Origin of the sequence: Clostridium sp. chh4-2, assembly GCF_002899675.1 — a bacterium.
Classification (GTDB): Bacteria; Bacillota; Clostridia; order Lachnospirales; family Lachnospiraceae; genus CHH4-2.
This window is the reverse complement of sequence record NZ_PKUU01000013.1, coordinates 81,631-100,515: the sequence shown is the minus strand read 5'-3', so window position 1 is coordinate 100,515 and position 18,885 is coordinate 81,631. Positions and strand designations below refer to the sequence as shown.

At 42.3% G+C, this 18,885-nt stretch carries 16 protein-coding genes and 1 CRISPR repeat array; of the genes, 4 read left to right on the top strand and 12 right to left on the bottom strand.

Annotated features, from left to right (window positions below; genetic code table 11):
* Positions 1–18 precede the first annotated feature (18 nt).
* Positions 19–726: direct repeats of the CRISPR family, unit length 33 nt; unit sequence ATTTCAATCCACAGCTCCTTCGCAGAAGCTGAC.
* Positions 727–927: 201 nt separating this feature from the next.
* Genes cas3 through C0033_RS14810 form a run of 8 tightly spaced genes read right to left on the bottom strand, consistent with a single transcriptional unit; the run spans position 928 to position 10,198 of the window.
* Positions 928–3,378, bottom strand: a complete 2,451-nt coding sequence (gene cas3, locus C0033_RS14845) for a CRISPR-associated helicase Cas3' (protein WP_242984511.1) — start codon at positions 3,376–3,378, stop codon at positions 928–930.
* Positions 3,375–4,232: a type III-B CRISPR module RAMP protein Cmr6 gene (cmr6, locus tag C0033_RS14840; RefSeq protein ID WP_103228658.1), complete on the bottom strand. Its 858-nt coding sequence runs from the start codon at positions 4,230–4,232 to the stop codon at positions 3,375–3,377. The genes cas3 and cmr6 overlap by 4 nt, the downstream gene beginning before the upstream one ends.
* Positions 4,225–4,584, bottom strand: coding sequence for a type III-B CRISPR module-associated protein Cmr5 (gene cmr5, locus C0033_RS14835; protein WP_103228657.1), 360 nt, complete (start codon positions 4,582–4,584; stop codon positions 4,225–4,227). The genes cmr6 and cmr5 overlap by 8 nt, the downstream gene beginning before the upstream one ends.
* Complete coding sequence (gene cmr4 / locus C0033_RS14830) at positions 4,585–5,499, bottom strand: type III-B CRISPR module RAMP protein Cmr4 (protein WP_103228656.1); 915 nt, start codon at positions 5,497–5,499, stop codon at positions 4,585–4,587.
* Positions 5,492–6,607: a type III-B CRISPR module-associated protein Cmr3 gene (gene cmr3, locus C0033_RS14825; protein WP_103228655.1), complete on the bottom strand. Its 1,116-nt coding sequence runs from the start codon at positions 6,605–6,607 to the stop codon at positions 5,492–5,494. The genes cmr4 and cmr3 overlap by 8 nt, the downstream gene beginning before the upstream one ends.
* The gene (locus C0033_RS14820; protein WP_103228654.1) at positions 6,604–8,280 is read right to left on the bottom strand and encodes a type III-B CRISPR-associated protein Cas10/Cmr2; all 1,677 of its coding nucleotides are present in this window, start codon (positions 8,278–8,280) and stop codon (positions 6,604–6,606) included. The genes cmr3 and C0033_RS14820 overlap by 4 nt, the downstream gene beginning before the upstream one ends.
* A 4-nt stretch (positions 8,281–8,284) precedes the next feature.
* Positions 8,285–9,286 (bottom strand): RAMP superfamily CRISPR-associated protein, encoded by a 1,002-nt coding sequence (locus tag C0033_RS14815; protein ID WP_103228653.1) that lies wholly within the window; start codon positions 9,284–9,286, stop codon positions 8,285–8,287.
* Entirely contained in the window at positions 9,287–10,198 is a 912-nt protein-coding gene (locus C0033_RS14810; RefSeq protein ID WP_103228652.1) for a DUF6602 domain-containing protein, read from the bottom strand.
* Between the two features lie 560 nt (positions 10,199–10,758).
* On the opposite strand from C0033_RS14810, the gene C0033_RS14805 reads away from it, so the two are divergent.
* The 3 genes from C0033_RS14805 (at position 10,759) to C0033_RS14795 (ending at position 13,353) form a co-directional block, all read left to right on the top strand.
* Positions 10,759–11,409, top strand: coding sequence for a hypothetical protein (locus tag C0033_RS14805; protein ID WP_103228651.1), 651 nt, complete (start codon positions 10,759–10,761; stop codon positions 11,407–11,409).
* 95 nt (positions 11,410–11,504) lie between these two features.
* Complete coding sequence (locus C0033_RS14800) at positions 11,505–11,795, top strand: DUF4491 family protein (protein WP_103228731.1); 291 nt, start codon at positions 11,505–11,507, stop codon at positions 11,793–11,795.
* A 43-nt stretch (positions 11,796–11,838) separates the two neighbouring features.
* Positions 11,839–13,353: a catalase gene (locus C0033_RS14795; RefSeq protein WP_103228650.1), complete on the top strand. Its 1,515-nt coding sequence runs from the start codon at positions 11,839–11,841 to the stop codon at positions 13,351–13,353.
* Positions 13,354–13,411: 58 nt separating this feature from the next.
* On the opposite strand, the gene C0033_RS14790 is transcribed toward C0033_RS14795, so the two are convergent.
* The gene (locus tag C0033_RS14790) at positions 13,412–13,849 is read right to left on the bottom strand and encodes a GNAT family N-acetyltransferase (RefSeq protein WP_103228649.1); all 438 of its coding nucleotides are present in this window, start codon (positions 13,847–13,849) and stop codon (positions 13,412–13,414) included.
* A 417-nt stretch (positions 13,850–14,266) separates the two neighbouring features.
* Between C0033_RS14790 and C0033_RS14785 the strand changes: the two genes are divergently transcribed.
* Complete coding sequence (locus C0033_RS14785) at positions 14,267–14,950, top strand: class I SAM-dependent methyltransferase (RefSeq protein WP_242984510.1); 684 nt, start codon at positions 14,267–14,269, stop codon at positions 14,948–14,950.
* Between the two features lie 94 nt (positions 14,951–15,044).
* Here the strand turns inward: C0033_RS14785 and C0033_RS14780 are convergent, their stop codons facing one another.
* The 3 genes from C0033_RS14780 to C0033_RS14770 are packed head-to-tail and all read right to left on the bottom strand — an operon-like array spanning position 15,045 to position 18,652.
* Positions 15,045–16,334, bottom strand: a complete 1,290-nt coding sequence (locus C0033_RS14780) for an SLC13 family permease (RefSeq protein ID WP_103228648.1) — start codon at positions 16,332–16,334, stop codon at positions 15,045–15,047.
* A 56-nt stretch (positions 16,335–16,390) separates the two neighbouring features.
* A complete protein-coding gene (locus C0033_RS14775) occupies positions 16,391–17,566 on the bottom strand; it encodes a mandelate racemase/muconate lactonizing enzyme family protein (RefSeq protein ID WP_103228647.1) in 1,176 nt (391 codons plus the stop codon).
* 9 nt (positions 17,567–17,575) lie between these two features.
* A complete protein-coding gene (locus C0033_RS14770) occupies positions 17,576–18,652 on the bottom strand; it encodes a mandelate racemase/muconate lactonizing enzyme family protein (protein WP_103228646.1) in 1,077 nt (358 codons plus the stop codon).
* Between the last annotated feature and the right edge of the window lie 233 nt (positions 18,653–18,885).

Below are 18,885 nucleotides of genomic sequence, written 5' to 3'. Positions count from 1 at the left end.
TGGTTCCTTTTCTGTCTCGTTTCTATCCATAACCTACTAGCAGAAGCTGGCGCATGTTGCGAATGACTTTACAGGCATATGTTTTATTTCAATCCACAGCTCCTTCGCAGAAGCTGACACTATGTTGTAAATTACGCATATGGAAAAGGAATATTTCAATCCACAGCTCCTTCGCAGAAGCTGACGTTATTGCAACAGGCGGAGATTTCCACAGCGTATTAATTTCAATCCACAGCTTCTTCGCAGAAGCTGACCTTTTTGAACCAAATCCTACTATCTGGATAAAAAATTTCAATCCACAGCTCCTTCGCAGAAGCTGACAGAATGGAGGAAGATATGGCTCTATTAAATGAACATTTCAATCCACAGCTCCTTCGCAGAAGCTGACCTTTTGGCTGTATCTCCTGTTCCGATTCAAGTTGCATTTCAATCCACAGCTCCTTCGCAGAAGCCGACGTTGGAAGCATATCTGGAAAAGTGGGATCTCAACATTTCAATCCACAGCTCCCTCGCGGAAGCCGACACTGTTGTGTATGGTGGACTAGATGAGCAGATAGCATTTCAATCCACAGCTCCCTCGCGGAAGCCGACTTACAAAATATAAGGATGTAATTGTTATTACAACATTTCAATCCACAGCTCCCTCGCGGAAGCCGACATACGTGATGTGTGCAGGGCAATTGGATAGGAGGTATTTCAATCCACAGCTCCCTCGCGGAAGCCGACTACAAATATAACCATAATTTTTATTTCATTCCAGTTTCATTTATACAAATTATACAACATTTCTTCCAATCACACAATCCGCCGCTTCCTATTATTCATTTATTCACAAAATCTTCCAACAAATCAGGTGCGAATCCCCCCCCTATATTTCATGTTCACTTGGCATTCGCACCTGCACATTAACAGCATCTCCTTGTTCCTTTAAAATATCATCTCCGACATGCTGCATGGCGTATCTGATACGCCTGTTTCCGGACTGTAATAATCCCGGCTCAGCACAAGTATTTTCCCATCACAGGCGGGATATATAGCATTGCCAATTTTTCGTCTCATTGATTCAGAGATACCAACCGTATAACGCTGCAACTTCCTTAGTAATTTTCTTTGTTCGGTGACAGTCAAGTAGGGGTTGCTCAGATTGTCTATTGACGTTCTTGCCTCCTGATAGTATTCCACGATCACATCTATTTTTCCATCCTCCGGTATTACCTTAAACAAATCGCCCGCCGTTTTAAATGCCTGATTCATCATGCGATTTGACAATTGTCTGTTATGGCTTCTCAGATATTCATTCCTTCCAATCTGGTTCACCGAAAGCAGATTCACCAGGTTCGCTCCATCATCCCCGGCAGCGACGCCTTCCACATTTACATTGTATTTCATCTCCTCCCTCCGCTGATAAAAATACCGCTGATAGTAAAGTTCCATAGCCCGCATTGAGGTCAAGCTGTTTCCCATGTATTCCGGATTTATCCTATACTGATACAACACCTCTTCCGAAGCAGTCTGCGCTTCTCTGATGTCCGTCAATCTTTTAATATTCTCCGCCTGTGGAGACATTTTTACTATGTAGACATTACCATTTTCGCGTTCTCCATGGCGGTTGCAGCGTCCTGCTGCCTGAATCATACTATCAAGACCGGCTAAAGAACGGATCACCGACCTGAATGAAATATTTACCCCCGCCTCAATCAGCTGTGTACTGACACAGATGATATCCTTTTTCTCATCCAGTTTTTCCCGCAGCCCCGCCAAAACGCTGCGCCGGTTTTCCGCGCACATATTAGTGCTCAGATGGATCACAATGCAATCCTTCCCTTTTCGTTTCTTTAATTCCTCATATACCGCTCTCGCACAGTCCTTCGTATTAACAACAATCAACACCTGGCGTTCTTTTATAAAAATGTCTTCCGCAAAATCACAAAGTCTGCTTATATCCATTCCCGAAACAGCCCGATCCGTACAATCTATCAGCGATGTTCGTTTAAATACATCCGCATAACGTTCTGTCAATGGACCGGAAATCATATCTTTCGGGGGACAAAGGCGTTTTACTTCAAGACGGTCCAGAAGCGGCTGGGTAGCTGAACACAATACAACCGTCGATTTACCAAATACCGTCAAGAAATTAATAGCCTGATTAAATAATTCCGTTATTTTTACGGGCAGCGCCTGAATTTCGTCAAATATAATCACGCTGCTGCAAATACTGTACATACGCCGGATATTACCGGTTCCGGAAGAAAACAATGTATTGAGGAACTGCACTGCTGTGGTACAGATGATCGGCGATTCCCAGTTTTCAGTCAAAAGAGCATATTGTTCCTCCTCTTTCTCATTTTCCTGAATCACATTGCTGTGATGTTCCAGAACAATATCTGCTCTTCCAAGAGCCGCCTTGATATCTTCCGCATTTTGTTCAAGGATTGAATTATATGGTGCGATATAGATAATATGCTTTTTCTTATATGCCGCCGCATGGTGAAGGGAAAAACGAAGGCTGCTTAAAGTCTTTCCCCCTCCGGTGGGAACAGTAAGGCGGTAAAGGGAGGCAGAAGAAGCCGCGGCTGTAAGGCATTGTTTTGAAATTGCCGCTCTGGCCGCATCTATATCATTTAACACCGTCATTTTCCGAATATGGTTTTCCAGATTAACGATACACGCTTCCCATATGGCCTTCATTTCCTCATCCGCCAAAATACGTTCACGTTTCCTTCCCTGCATAAAAGAAGCCGTGTCTGTACGGTCGCCTTCGATCACCAGAGACAAAAGAATCCTTTCATACATGCCAAGAAAAAAATCCCGATGGTCATAAGCCGGACCATTATCACTGCTTTTCTCAAATTCCAAAATTTTCTTTTTTATCGAGTTTCCTGATTCATAGGCAAGCCTGCACTGTTCTTCTAATTTTGAGCTGTCATGCATGGCGAAAAAACGTTCTACTGCCTGTTTAATTTCTGCCTTATCATCAGAAGGCAGCTCAAACAGCAGATGTCCGTTTACCGGAGATAAACAGTCTCTCAGACCATGATGGGAATAGACTGCCGCCTGGATCATCTTTGACGCAAGAGTACCAGGCAGCAGCCTTTCTATGATACGGCCTCCTGCGCCAGAGTGATTGACTTCTCCTCTATGTACCTCATTTATTCCATCTACGGCTTGACGTATATAATCCTGGAACTGATCGCTGTATTTCCCCCGGTCATGTAAAAAGCCGGCTAGCCAGGAGAGGGCGGCCAATTCCTCAACAGGACATTTTTCTTTTGCTGCCTGAGCGGCGTCTTCGCAGTGCTCATCTACTGTTTGTATTTGATTTGTTTCTTTTATCTTATGTGCAATATAAGTATCTATATTTTCTCCCGGAACCTTCACTGCTTTTGTACTTCCCCCATTCCGTATCCCAATGAAGTTTTAGCTCCAATTCCATAATCTGTAAACATGCACTCTACTAAATGATCGATCTTTTCTTCACACTTTTCTCCAAATGACTTATCCGTAAAAGCAAAATTTATTTCAAATTCTGCATCATACAGGCAGGTAAAGAATAAAGGATACAGTTTCTGATCATCCGTAGGTTCCGTTTTTCCCTCATAATACGCTTTATAATGTGGTGTCTGAACATCAAGCCCCAGCATAAATTTCATAGGAAACGTATCAAAACAGATGAGTTTGCCTTCTGTCTTCTCCATTCCCTCTGCAGCTGAACCAAAAATTTCCCGAAACTCAGGATCATTTTCTGCCTGCTTCTCGTCTCCTTCAAATTTTTCCCATATCCAGCAATTTCTCAGAGTCCCTTTTATTGTGCTCGCAGGAATATAGGGTACGCCATATATATGATGCAATTTCATCAGCAGAATATTGCTGTAAGGCGAAATACCTCCCATCCCCAAAATAAGCTTGTCAAAGGGCTTAAATCCATATGACTTTTTATATGGAAAGCTTTCTGCTATAATTTTATTTCTCTCATTTACCATATCCAATATCTTTTTCAACTCATTGCTGCAGAACTTGTCTCCATTAACAGGCGCATTGCTCAATTCTTTAAATAGAAGGGATTCTCTGCTTTCAATTGGCATCTTATTAGGCACTTCTTTCTTTTTATAGAGAAAAAAGCGATTATGAGATAAATATGGATTAACTGCAATAATATTCCTTTCCACATTTTTAATGAATTCACATGAATCACTCGGAAGCTCTATTTCAATAGAAATGTTTTTATCAGTCATCCTTTTTTATCATCCCTTCCGCAAATCTTTTAATCCAAATACATAAAGACATAATTTCATTTGTATAAATCCGATATGAGGTGCTGTTCATAGATGTAATCCGCTTCATCAAATCCTCCTCTTCTTCTCCAAATTTACTTTTTGTCCAGTTATTTAGAAACTGATACATATCCCTATATGCCGGACTGCTTTCTTTAGATTTAAGAAATGCAACAGACGCTCCTAAGCCATTCACCTGCAGCATTGATGGAAACGATCTCGCAAGACTGCGAAGCTCCCTGCCATCCGTCGAATGTTTCGATACCTCTTCATATACATACTTTGCCATCTGACTGTGTACATTAGTCTGCATTTATTTTCCTCCTAACTCCCAAAAGCTTCTCATAATCAGCCCTTTGCCCAGAGTGCTGTCAGCGCCAATTTGAAATATTTTTTGTTTAAACAGCCTTTTAAATTCTTTCTTAGCGTCATCGGCAGACAACCGCTGATCCCGATCCAGCTTATCCTGAGGCATATATGTATCAGTAAAGAACAAAAGATTATATAATATACAATCCGACGGCAGAAACTCTTCTGTAAAAAGAGCATTATCTGCTGCTGTTCCCGTTAACGAATTAATTTTGATTCTGGTATTAATTTCTGTAGAGTGCTTAACAAAATCGGTAAAATCATTGTCGTTAAGCATCACCGCATGATTAATAATACGTTCTCTTACCAGTTTACTGTCCGGAAGATAAGGCTCCAACATCTTAACGAACTTCAGAAACTCCGAATTTGTCTCTGTACAAAACGTATAATCCTCCAGCATAATTTTTGACCGGCCTTTCACTGTCTGTACAAGCCTGTCTAAATTGGTAACAAACGATTTTCCCTCTTCCGGCTCTTTAAGGTCCAGAATTATCTCTGTTCCACCGAGCATCTGATAATCTCCAAAAAATCTCTGAATTGCCATCGGGCATGTAATCCAGGCAAAAACTCCCAGCACAGACTTAACAGGAAAAAACAGCAGACGAGCATCGGAAAATGAAATTGCCGATGCATAATCCCCGCCATTAGGTTCTCCAAATATCTGATTGATCCTTTTTTCTTCGTCATTATTGGTTATTGCATTCCGAATGCTCCCCTTTAAAGTAGAGGCTTCTATTTTGGGGAAACCGGTATGAATCTCCCTTTGAATCGGAAGATCCACATAACTTAACTCAGTCCCGCTTCCTGGGTGAGTAGGTGTCAAGGTAGCAAGCATCATAATCATAGACGCATCAAACATTATTAACTCCTCCTGTCATTTGTTTACCGACAAGTGCGTATCCAAATCCCCTGTCGCAATATCTGGTCCTATTAATCATCTTATAGTCAAATCCCATGTTATCTCTATATTCACTAATACATTTCTTATGGAATAACTTTAAAGCATCCTCGAAGCTGCCGTTTAGTATTTCAAAATAATACACACTGCCCGCCGGTACTGCATAACGCATTTCTTTCGGTCTGTAACAATTTTCTAATTTATCATAGCCAAAACCTCCGCATAGAACCTTTCGGCCTATACAAGCACTGATTAATTTGACTGTAATTTTACGTTTTTTATCTTTAAACCATCCGCATTTTGTAGTTTCATCAATCCAAGATGGAAGCCAGCCATTTTTAAAAATAGCTGGTGTAGCCAGATAAAGCTTAAAATACTTCGATTCATCCGGTTGAATAAGAATATCCAGCTGATAGTCAGATTTCTTCAGCCTGGCCGTCTTACCTTCTCCGCCAAGCTTTATTATGGCCTGATCATCCACCATTTCTTCTGAGTTCACTTCGACAGCAAGTTTAAGCCCATGATCAGGTCTTATGCTTACAGATTGGTAAAGCTGTTTATTTTTTGCAGTTCCGCTCTCAGAATCTATCTCTATCCCTATTTTAGGCTCTGCCTTGATATATTTATCATCTATTTTCAATCCCTCTGTCTCAAGATAATCATTATTTAAATATTCAGCCAGACTTTTCTCCGATAGGTACAGGTTTTCCCACCCCTCTTCTTTTTTCAGATTATTTTCAGGTATATATGGCATATAATCCAGAGGATAATTTGACATTGGCCTTTTTTTTAATTTCATCGATTTTAAAAAGTACGTATCTTCATGGCTTCTGCACGGATACAAATCAAGTGGCCTTGGAAAATAGAAACTATTTTCAAGCCAAAGGCCATTTATTCCGATCCTCATTCTCGGTCTCACAGCTTCTTTATTAAGCATTCGGAATGCGCCTGCATAGACGGACGGCATTGGCGGAAAACTGCTGATGACAGCAGATGTCTCACCTCCTGCTTCAAAAGGTACAGGCGTCCGAAAAAAGAAATTATCTGTTGGCTCTATTAAATAAATCATTCTCCCACCTCTCTTGCCAGAAAAGCAATTCCATTTAACGTATCAATAAAACCTTGTACACCGTAGTTTTCAGAATAAAAAAGCATAATATCCTTTAACAGCTCATTCTCATTAATTTTAGAAGGTTCATAATGGGATGCGGTCAATAATTCCCGAACCAAAATTTCTGCCAATTCCCGTCCGGGCATCTCTTTGGCGCTTATAAACTGCTCAAACAAATGACAGATATTAAAAATCAACGATTTTGAGCAGCCGGATTCTTTTAAAAGATTAATCAAATGCTTTACATCTTTCATACAATACAATCCACAAGCACAATCCATCTTATATGGAGGCATGCGCAGAGTCTCACCGCTTCTTTTTATAATGCCGATTGCAAATGCATTTTTAGGCTCAGAACCTTTCCATTGGAAGGTTTTTGCTTTTTTTACCATCTCATTTGCTAATGCAGCCACCTCTTTTAGAGGCTGCATGACATGAGCAACTGCTATCCCTGCCGAAAATGTACCTTCAATTTTGAATTGAAATACTTGGCGCATCGCCATTATACAGTCAAATAGCGTATTTACAGGCAAATACCCAAAAAAATCTTCTCCGCCCGCATAAACCGGCAGTCCTCCATGCTCCCGAAAAATACGCGGAACCTGTTTTGCAAAATCGCCTATCCTTTCGCTTAATTCTCTCTGCCCATTTTCATCTTCTTTTGACAAAAAATGTGTTCCCATATCGTCACCGTCAAACTTAACCAAAGCATAATAAAAACTAAGCCTTATTTCATTTTGCTGTATGTACTCATATAAAACAGCAGAAGCTCCGACAGCTTCATCCGAATATTCATCTGCTTCCAGATTATTGTTGGCCCTGTCATAGAGGGCATTTGCCACCTCATCATTCGGACAAATCTTTAATTCCGGAAAGACCTCTTCGTTAATTTTGTTTTTCAGCAGCATTAGGCGGATCGAATATAGCTCTATCTCCCTCCTGTTATACATTCGTTTAACAAGAGCAAGTGCTGACATAGCCTCGTTATTTTTTACCGCATATCGCACGGTAGCATTGGCTGTTAAATCCCAAACGGCCTTTGGATTAACATGTTCGGGGTAGGAAATACCTCTCTTTCGTTCCGCCTTTTTTGCAAAAATTGCGCTGTATTCAGGAAACAATATACATTTTCTCCCCCAAGGTTCTTTCGTCTGTGAAAGCAGCCGAATTCCCTTTACTGCCTGTATCCCTGAAAACAATTTTTTATATGCTTCAATATAGCAGCCGTCTTCACACTTTTCATATAACCAGTACACTTCTAAGTATTCTTTTAGCTGATCTTCTGCCAAAACAAGACCATCACCAGAGATACCTGCCGACTTTAAAATCTCTATACATCTATCCAAAAAACCGTGTTTTACATATACAGTCAGTTTATCGGCTAAATCCATTAATATTGTTTCCTCTATATCTGGGAACCGGACAATCATACGGTTTGGAATATCGCTTGGACCGGCGCTGCCGACTTGAGGAAATATGACCTCTGCATTATTATGCCTGCTGATCCAACTGACAGCCAGTTCCATCGTTTCCGACAAAAGCTTACTTCCGCCATACATATCTCTCGCTTTACGTGAATTTTCAATAAATGGCTGAACCGGTCCGATTGTAAAAAGGAATAAATAATTCATCTGTTCACCGCCTTTTCGTTCTTTTCTCCAGCAAATCTACAAATTCATCTCTGACCTTACAATCAGCATCAATTTGTTTACTTCTGTCAATCGCATTTACAAACGTATAAACCGGGCATACGCCTTCATCCGTATTAATAAAGCTGATCCACAAAGGTGAAGCAAGCCTTGGTTTCCCCCGTCCTGTTGCCGCAGCTTCCACAGGATTTTTAAATTTTAATTTATCATGGCATAATTCATCGATTGCTGTTAAATATGTCATAACCTTCTCTTGATTCATGCTTCTGCCAAATTGAATTTTCTGTATAACCGGCCGGAAAAATATTTTTGAGTTAAAAAGTGGGGTAATCTGTTCTTTTGACAGCATATAGAATCTTTCTGCATTTTCGTTTGAACACAGGCAAGCTGTTTGATTAAGTACCCGGCATATCCACTCTGCAGCTTCCGAAGAATCCACAAATCTTAATTCTTCAACTTTCAGACTCCCCCTGCCTTTTCTGCTGCGTCTTCCCAATCCACAGAGCATCACAGAAAGCATTGCCAAATCAGTATACCAATCAATATCAGCTTTCTGCGGATAAAAATCATATCCTCTTTCTGCTGTTATTGGCCTGCATTTAAGTGATATATATAAATTCCCCGTTTTCATGTACTCCATAAAAGGATTCAGCCCATTCTTTTTATCATGCAGCAGCAAATGCATAGAGCCTTCGCCTTTGCCTCCCCACACGCGGAGACGGACAGGTGAAGCCCAGCCATTTTCTCCTTCCGAAGGCAATGACACTTTGTTACCATTACCGTTGTCTTTCTGTCCGCTGTTTGACACTCCTCCAAATAATATGTTTTCATTCTTTAACAGCGTCTTTTTATTCTGCGGACAGGTAATTCGGTAAACATAACGCATAAGCCCTTTCAATTCGGCGGCTCTGAACTCCATCTTTTTCGGATAAGCTCCATAACTAAAAAGAGGGGTTATTAACGAACATGTAAACCTTCTCTCCTCCATCTACTCCTCCTCATTCTCACAGAACATTTCCGCATAAGCTTGATGCGGGAACATAATAGGATTATTAATCAGCATCAGTAACTGATTTATTTGAAAATTAAATGACAAGATAGAACATTCCTCACCAGCATTTGTTATTTTTAAATCAGACAGCGTATATTTGGAAAGATCTATACACTCATTGATCGCTTCCTTTTCCCTATTCGTTTCATAATGATTTAATTGCAAATACCACTCCTGAAGGTTGTCGATTGCCCAATGTACATGGATCTTATCTTCTTTGGCTATCAGCACAAAATCAAATAATTCTTTAAGCCTTTCGATACTTGCCTCTGTCTTATATCCACAAAAAATACGGATGGGTCTCGTGGATGTTTGAGTTGGCATCATGGAATTTCTGCTATTCGTTAATTTTCCATCTATACTTATTCCCGCTGCCATTCTCACGATTGAGTTTCTTGATGTCCGGAGTTGCTTTATACTGTCACACCAACGATCAAGAGTTGCTTTTGCATTGTCATCTTTACTATCGTTCGAAAAGCTCACGCGGCTACTTTTACACTCAACCACTGCTGCCACTGCTTCTATTGGAACAAACTTAAGCGTCTCATACTTAAATATATAGGGTGTATATGTATTATCAATAATTGCTAAATCAACTTCTCTGGAAATGCGCTTCATCGAATCAATTATAAATATGGAGTGTTCAATTACAAATTTTTTTGGTATGATCATCTGAAAAAGTTTTAGCCAGATATCTTCCCTGTTAATTCCTGTATTTAATTGAGAGTACCCATAATATAAACCCAGTTGACTAACTATTGATTCTTCTATGCTTTTGTAATTATCAATGATATTTTTAACAACCTCATTTGGATACTTCTGTCCAACATCTTCATTTGCTTCGTTCATGATCTTTTTCTCCTTTTGGTAAGTATTTGGTTTTATTATAATGTTTACATTCGTAAATAAACGAATAATTTATTATATTTTATCAAATTGTCGCTCCTTTTTCAATTGAATATTACAAATAGTTCTGATTTTTATTTTATTTTTGAAATTTGCAACTTTTTCATGCAGTTTTTTCATATAAATAAAGACTACTTGTATTTCTACAACCTGTTTCTATCATAATATTCGACACTTTCTTTTGTCTATTAGAAAAATAGATACACCTAATTATCAAAAAAATATCCCTCTATGAAAATCTCCTTAATTATCAGGAAGATTTTTCATAAGAAGATGCATATAATATTCCAGACTAATATCTATTTTTCATTATCAAAATGCACAAACAGCTTTTGTTTTTCTTTTCACAAGTTGTTTACTATTGACAATCCATTTTCCCAGGAGTATAATATCAGTAATAATTATTGTTTTTATTATTGTTAATTTTTTATTTATTATGGTTAAGCCATTGTCTGCCTTTATAGAAGGTTCAAGGCAATATACTACCGGAAGGGAGCCGGATTATGAAACGGGTTTTTGGAATTTTTGAAGCTGTATTTGATATATTTTATCTTGCTGCAGCGTTGTGTTTAGGACTTGTGCTTATTCTTACCGATGAGAACGGCGGAATGCGTTTCTTGGCAGGTATTATGGCTCTCGTATTGGCCTGTGGAGATGCATTTCATTTAATACCCCGGATTGCAGTGATTTTTACACAGGCAGAGGAAGGGATGCGGACTGCTTTAGGACGCGGAAAGCAGATTACGTCGATTACTATGACAGTTTTTTATTTGATGCTGTGGCAGATTGGTCTTTCATTTTCCGGCGGGATGGATGAACAATTCTGGTCTTATCTGGTGTATTTTCTGGCTGCTGTCAGAATTTTGCTCTGTCTGATGCCACAGAACCGGTGGACGGAACGGTATCCGCCGACCAGTTGGGGAATTGGGCGTAATATTCCATTTTTTCTGCTGGGTTTGGTGACAGCGGGGATGTTTTTTATACGGAGAGAAGGGATGCCGGGAATGGGGATGATGTGGTTTGCTATTCTTTTAAGTTTTGCATGTTATCTTCCGGTGGTGCTGTTTTCCAATAAGAATCCTAAGATCGGTATGATGATGCTGCCGAAAACCTGTGCTTATTTGTGGATGCTGGTTATGTGTCTGGCTTTGTGACAGATTCAGCCCAGTATTTACATCAAGGGTGAAGGCATTTTCGAAAATGCCTTCACCCTTGATGTAAAAAAGTCGAAGAAAGGGGGAATGTTGTGGTGATTTGGTCCGGTGTTGCCATTGGTGCGATTTCATTTCTCATTATCGGTATTTTCCATCCGATTGTGATCAAATGTGAGTACTATTTTACAGAACGAATCTGGCCGGTATTTTTGATCGGCGGCCTGATTTTCTGTATTCTGTCGCTGTTTGTCCATCAGATTATTCTGTCCGCGGCCTTAGCCGTAACGGGATTTACGATGCTTTGGAGTATCGGTGAACTGAAGGAGCAGACCGAGCGGGTGGAAAAGGGATGGTTTCCCAAGAATCCAAACCGCATTAACAAATGAGTGTTACTGCCACATAAATATATAAAAAGAAAGGAGTTTTATGATGAATGATCACAAAAGATTAACCAATGAGGTCGGCGCTCCGGTAGCTGATAATGAGAACGCCCTTACAGCCGGCCCGCGGGGGCCTGTCATGATGCAGGATGTATGGCTGATGGAAAAAATGGCTCATTTCAACCGGGAGGTCATTCCGGAACGGCGTATGCACGCAAAGGGATGGGGCGCCTATGGCAAATTCACCGTTACCCACGATATCACTCAGTATACCAGGGCTAAAGTTTTTAAACCCGGAACTGAAACCGAGCTGTTTATCCGTTTTTCCACCGTTGCAGGAGAACGGGGTGCCGCCGACTGTGAACGGGATATCCGCGGCGTGGCCGTGAAATTCTATACCGAAGAGGGCAACTGGGACCTGGTTGGCAACAATACTCCTACCTTTTTCATCCGGGACGTACATAACTTTTCCGATTTAAACCGGGCGGTTAAACGTGATCCAAGGACCGGGCGCAGATCCGCACAAAACAACTGGGATTTCTGGACACTGCTTCCGGAATGCTTCCATCAGGTTACGGTAGTGATGAGTGACCGGGGTATTCCTGCATCGTTCCGCAATATGCATTTCTTTGGCGAACACACATTTTCCTTCTATAATGATAAAAATGAACGCGTTTGGTGCAAATTCCATCTGAAAACACAGCAGGGAATTAAGAATTTATCCAATGAAGAAGCTGCAAAGATCAATGGAATGGACCGGGAATATCATGGAAAGGATCTGTACGACGCCATTGAACGCGGAGATTTCCCAAAATGGACTATGTATGTGCAGATTATGACAGAAGAACAGGCTAAGAATCACTATGAAAATCCATTTGACATCACGAAAATCTGGCGTCATGCGGAATATCCGCTGATCGAAGTGGGTGAACTGGAATTGAACCGCAATCCGGAAAATTATTTTGCAGAGGTGGAGCAGGCCGCTTTCAGTCCGGCTCACGTGGTTCCCGGCATCGGCTTCAGCCCGGATCGTTTCCTCCAGGGCCGGTTATTCGCTTATGGAGATGCACAGCGTTACCGCCTTGGTATCAATCATAATCAGATTCCGGTTAATCGTGCGAAAGTGGAGGTCAATGATTATCACCGCGACGGCGCCATGAGGGTGGATGGAAATTACGGCGGAGCACCCGCTTACTCACCCAACAGCTACGGCGCCTGGACCGCCCAGCCGGAAGTTATGGAACCGCCTCTGGATCTGGAAGGCGCTATGTACCATTATGATCCGAAAGACGATCCCACCGATGACTGTTTCCGCGCAGGAGGCGACTTATGGCGCGTGCTGACAGAGGATAAAAAACAGATTCTGATTGAAAATACTGCCGGAGATATCGCTCCTGTAACCGAAAATATTAAATACCGCCACGCTGTTCATTGTTATCTGGCAGACACAGAATATGGAGAACGGTTTACTGAGGCGGCCGGGTTGAATCTGGATAAGGTTATTGAACTTTCAAAACTTGACAATAACGGATTAATCCAGGCTACATTAACTCCTACTGTATAGATAGAAAAAGAACCGGCGGAACGCTCATGGCGTTTCACCGGTTCTTTTTTTGAAAGGCTCAGCCGAGATGTTTTTTGAAATTGATCTGCTGCTTATCACCCGCATATCCGCAGCGGCGGTAGAATTCATGGGCTCCGGTCCTTTCCGCTCCGGAAACCAGGCGGACAGCGGACGCTCCCGTTTCTTTCGCCCATGCTTCTACTGCTGCCATCATCGCTTTTCCAATCCCCATTTTTTTATAACCTCCGGACACGGCTATTCCCATAATATTTTTCATATGGGGCGCATAGATAACATCGTAATCGTTGGCATGAATATATCCAACAACCCGGTCCTGGTCTGCTGCAACAAAGATCTTATCATGACCGTTTGTTAAAATGTTCTGTAATTTCGCTTTTGTTTGATCCGGCGGATAATCATATCCCATTTCTGTGCGGTTTAATTCCTGAATTGCTGCGGCATCTTCCATGCGGCATTCCCTGATTTGAATATTCATATTGGCCTCCTTCTGAATATCAGAGACTGAATTTGAAAATAGAATTTAATTCCGGTTCTTCCCTGATATTTATGAAATTAAAAATTTCAATCCACATTTTGAGCCCATATATCGTTCAAAATGACACGGCAGCTTTGCTGCCTTATATCCGGTGCCGGATAGCCTTGACCTCATGTCAGTGGGGGATATATGCCCGCCACTGCCGTTAAGTTTGTTTTTGGCGATTCATCCCTCCACCTGCAGAGGTGAGGGAATTCTCGCTTATTTTGTTAAACACATTATAACGTAAATTATCATATTTATCCATTTTGTTTTACTAATCAGAGATATCTCATCATGCTGTAAAAAAGTTTAGGTTTAAACAACTATATATATTTGCTAAAATGGCCGTAATAGGTATCTAAATGAAATGCGTAAATGAAATACACAGAAAGGAATCCGATCAATATGGACTTAGAAAAGATGGGGGCATTTTTTGACAGACGGCTGGATATCTATGAAGACCACCAGCTCAACTGCATTGAATCTGCCAAAGAGTTTTACCCTTTCACGGCGTCTCTCCTGCCCCAAAAGCCGGACTGCCGTCTGCTCGATCTGGGCTGCGGGACAGGGCTTGAATTAGATGAATATTTTAAAATTAATCCTTCTGCCTCAGTAACCGGTATCGATCTGGCCTGCGGCATGCTAAAGGCCCTGGAGGCAAAATTCCCGGATAAACAGCTGACGCTGATCAATGGTTCGTATTTTGACGTGCCTTTTGGTGAAGCTGTCTATGACGCTGCCGTATCGGTAGAATCACTTCACCATTTTACCTTAGAGCAAAAAATCCCTCTTTATAAAAAGCTGCACCGGGCGCTGAAGAAAAACGGATATTTTATTCTAACGGACTACATTGTGGAAAAGGAAGAGGAAGAACTCCTGTATTTTTCAGAACTGGAAAGACTGAAACGGGAAAATGGGATCATTGACGGCGATTTCTATCACTATGATACCCCTCTGACGCGAAAGCATGAGACAGAAGCGCTGCTGGCAGGCGGTTTTTCCGGAGTTGAACTGCTGAAGCGATGGGGGGATACGAATATTTTGAAGGCCTGTAAGTGATAAAGTTTTTTATCATTAAAAATACTCCGAAAAAAGAGGACGGGAGGAAAGGCATTAAGACAGCCTCCGCCTCCCGTCCCATTCATCAATATATCTATACCAATGGAAATACCGTCATAATCCATCCTACCGACACAATACAGCAGATAATTGAAAAGATCCAGGACTGCTTGAACATAGATTTCTGATCATATCCTCCGCATTCCATCATATAGGGAATTGCAGCGGTTGCCATCGGTGTCATGAATGCGGACAGGCAGGCCGCCTGGATCAGTATCATCAATCCCACAGGGTTTGCGCCGATTGACGCACAGGTGGCGATTGCGATGGGATGAAAGATCAGCATAGTTCCCCGGTTTTGCATAACCTGGGTCAATATAAAAGGAATCAGGAAGAAAATAAAGCCGACGATGTAGGAATTTCCTCCCACCGCATCTACCATACCGGCAATATGGCCGCCAATCAGATCACCGGCTCCGGTAGCGCTCAAAGCTCCCGACATTGCCAGCGCACCCACAATCAAAAACAACATGCTGAATGGAATAGAGGCAGTGGCTTCCCTCGGTTTTAACACTCCGGCCAAAACCATTGCTAAAGCGCCGATCACAGTAATTTCCCAGTTCTGCATGCCGATCTGCTTTGCAAGCATGAGCGCAAGGGCATCCGCAAAGAAAATGATGATACCGGCATATTCCTGGAACGGTTTTAACGGTTCTTTGGCCGCTGCACTTTTCGCGCTGGCAGAAGGCGGCAGAATCGGCTCATCGGGAGCCAGTTTTGTAGCAAAAAAAGAACAATATATTACAGTGATAATCAGTAACGGAAGGCGTCCGATCATGGGGTCCAATATGCCAACCATATGTTCCAGATAACCATAGCTTTCCAAATAGCCGTTCAGTTCCGCTGCAACGGTAGCTCCCGCTCCAACCGGAAAGGTGCAGCAGGTTACAACCGTAGCTACTCCGATAGGAAACATGACCTTGCTGCATTTAATACCCATGTTTTCCGCAGAAGCAACGAGCATAGGCGCCACAATTCCCATAGCCACGACAGGGCTTTGGATAAATTGGCTTAAAATCATTCCGATCAATACATAACCAAACATCAGTTTATTCAAATTCCCTTTTGCTACCCGGGAAATCTGATTTGCCACGTTGGTGCAGAACTGGGTTCTGTTAAAACCGGCCGCTACCACACACATGCCGCCGATCATCACCACATTGTTGTTGGAAAAATAAGAAAGACCTTCCTTTGCATCCATACAGCCCGTTAAGATCAGAGCCATCATGGATACAATAGATACTGTGGCCAAGCTGTATTTTCCGCTGCAAAATCCAATCACCATAACCGCAAAAATAATAAGACATATTGTTAACTGACTCATTTGTACCTCCTCATACATTTAACTTTTTGTTTTTTCCCCTTTTATCCCCACTCTTCTCACTGATCACAAATGGAACCGTCCATATTCAGACGCGTCATAATTTTGTGCGGACGAAATGGGAACTTTTCTTCCAATTCCGGAATCACATCGATTCCAAGACCTTCTTCTTCCGGAACCTGAAGATATCCCTGTTCCAGCACCGGAATGTGATCCACCATATCGCACTGACGCAGTTTTATACCGCTTCCGGTCAAATGATCTGCCGTGGATGCCGCATAAGGATCAGGATATTCGCAGATGGCCACATTATCCGTGGATGCGCAGAAATGCACCAGCGCATTGGTCATAACAGGGCTCAGCGGATTGTGAGGCACCAGGCTGACATGGTGGGCTTCGGCCACTGCAGCAATCTTTTTCGCTCCGGAAAATCCACCGCAGACACCGAGCGATACCCGGATATAGCTGCAGGCTTCCCGGGCTAAAAGCATTTCAAACTCGTGAACCGTATGAATCCGCTCCCCTGTAGCAATGGGAATACGGCATTTTTTTGCCAGCAATCCCATAGAATCGAAGTTATCCGGGCGGATGGGATCTTCTAAAAACATGGGGTTATACGGTTCTAAACGGGCGCTTAACTGCACTGCCAGGCCCGGTTCCAAGCGGCGGTGCAGTTCCAGACACAGATCTATTTCTTCACCTACCGCTTCTCTTATCTTTCTAATTCGCCGTTCCGCCTTATAGAGCATTGCAGAATTACCGTCCCCATAGGCACTTGTACGCGGCTCATCCAGATACGGATTTAAATGTCCCAAAGCCGTATATCCTTCTTCTGCACCCTTCACGGCATTTTCTATCAGTTCCTCCTCGGTACGCCCTGATGTATGGTTGTATACCCGGACTCTGTCCCTGCATTTTCCGCCCAAAAGTCTGTAGACCGGCACATGATAGAACTTACCGGAAATATCCCACAGCGCAATATCGATGGCAGACATCGCTCCCATGACAGCCGCGCCCCGAAAATGAGAAAACCGGTACAAATACTGCCAGTGATGTTCAATATCCAACGGATTTTTGCCCAGCAGATATTCCTTCATCGTCCCAATCGCGCTGGCCGACGCCTCTAAAAAACCCCAGGCACCGCTCTCCCCCAATCCAACAATTCCTTCGTCCGTATAAATTTTACAAAACACGCTTCTGTTTGCACGCAATATCTTAACATCCGTTATTTTCATAAAAACCTCCTATTTGACCCGGTAGGGTTCCATAAGTTCACGGTTGATGTCCAGCCCTGCTCCGGGAGCCTGGCTTGGGCTTACCGTACCGTCCGCATTAAATGTGACCGGATTCTGAAATGCTTCATAAACTTTTTCATCATATTGGGGCGGGTAAAACTCAGCAATTATCGCATTAGGAACCGCACAGTCCAAATGGATATGAAGCTGCTGCTGTCCATGCGGGCTCATCACTATCCCATTGGCATCCGCATAACCAGCGATCTTTAAGTATTCTGTCACGCCTCCCAAACATGCGGCATCCGGATTTAAAATGCTGATGGACTGGGTATTAATTAAGTCCCGGAAACCAAAACGGGTTATCTCATTTTCTCCCGCCGCAATCGGAATATTGCTTTTGGCCGCCACCTTCCGGTATCCGTCATAATCATCCGCATCCACCGGTTCCTCAAACCAATATGGATGATATTCTTCCACCATTTTTGAAAATTCAACAGCTTCAAAAAAGCGGTAGCTGCAGTTGGCATCCAGCATCAGTTTTGTATCGTCCCCAACCGCCTGGCGAGCGGCTCTTACCCGCTTGGCATCTTCTTTTAGGGACAACGCTCCTACCTTCATTTTCATGGCGTTAATGCCCCAGCTTTTATATTCCTCCATCTCTTCCTGAAGCTCTTTAATCCCTTTGTCCTTTGCGTAATAGCCTCCCGCTATGTAGCAGGGAATCCGGTCCCGATAACCTCCAAGCAGTTTGTATAACGGCATTTTCGCCGCCTTGGCCTTGATATCCCACAGTGCAATATCAATGGCAGAAACCGTTTTACAGCTGGTACCTCTTCTCCCTATAAATTTCGGCACATAGATTTTCGGCCAGATCCGTTCATTGTTCAGCGGATCTTCTCCTATAATTGCCTGGCCCATACTCTCCGCAAATTCAATCGCCCAACTGCATCCGTATCCCGTAATTCCTTCATCGGTATCAATAATCAGCAGATTCAGCTCATTATGGGTGTAAATATGCTTTCCATTGGCAATTGGTTTTTCTTTTGGCCAACGGTACCGCTCTGTACGGACGTCTGTAATCTTCATATAAAAGCTCCCCCTTATGCTCACTTTTTCTATATCTTTTTGTGATTTTATGCTATCACGGGACTGCATCCAAGTCCAATACCGTTAATTCATCACGTTATCAGATCTTTTTATCCTATAAAGATTCTCTATAAACCAATAAATTTTATTAATTCCCTTTCCCATAATATAATGTGAAATGCCGTTACAGTTCACTGCCCATATCTGGGGGATCACAGAAGTTTTCTTTACAT

Coding starts and splice junctions, on each gene's coding strand:
- C0033_RS14790 (WP_103228649.1), bottom strand. CDS start 13,849: ATGAATATTCAAATCAGGGAATGCCGCATGGAAGATGCCGCAGCAATT.
- C0033_RS14775 (WP_103228647.1), bottom strand. CDS start 17,566: ATGAAAATAACGGATGTTAAGATATTGCGTGCAAACAGAAGCGTGTTT.
- C0033_RS14795 (WP_103228650.1), top strand. CDS start 11,839: ATGAATGATCACAAAAGATTAACCAATGAGGTCGGCGCTCCGGTAGCT.
- C0033_RS14780 (WP_103228648.1), bottom strand. CDS start 16,334: ATGAGTCAGTTAACAATATGTCTTATTATTTTTGCGGTTATGGTGATT.
- C0033_RS14815 (WP_103228653.1), bottom strand. CDS start 9,286: ATGGAGGAGAGAAGGTTTACATGTTCGTTAATAACCCCTCTTTTTAGT.
- C0033_RS14770 (WP_103228646.1), bottom strand. CDS start 18,652: ATGAAGATTACAGACGTCCGTACAGAGCGGTACCGTTGGCCAAAAGAA.
- cmr4 (WP_103228656.1), bottom strand. CDS start 5,499: ATGTTTGATGCGTCTATGATTATGATGCTTGCTACCTTGACACCTACT.
- cmr6 (WP_103228658.1), bottom strand. CDS start 4,232: ATGACTGATAAAAACATTTCTATTGAAATAGAGCTTCCGAGTGATTCA.
- C0033_RS14805 (WP_103228651.1), top strand. CDS start 10,759: ATGAAACGGGTTTTTGGAATTTTTGAAGCTGTATTTGATATATTTTAT.
- C0033_RS14820 (WP_103228654.1), bottom strand. CDS start 8,280: ATGAATTATTTATTCCTTTTTACAATCGGACCGGTTCAGCCATTTATT.
- C0033_RS14810 (WP_103228652.1), bottom strand. CDS start 10,198: ATGAACGAAGCAAATGAAGATGTTGGACAGAAGTATCCAAATGAGGTT.
- cmr5 (WP_103228657.1), bottom strand. CDS start 4,584: ATGCAGACTAATGTACACAGTCAGATGGCAAAGTATGTATATGAAGAG.
- cmr3 (WP_103228655.1), bottom strand. CDS start 6,607: ATGATTTATTTAATAGAGCCAACAGATAATTTCTTTTTTCGGACGCCT.
- C0033_RS14785 (WP_242984510.1), top strand. CDS start 14,267: ATGAAATACACAGAAAGGAATCCGATCAATATGGACTTAGAAAAGATG.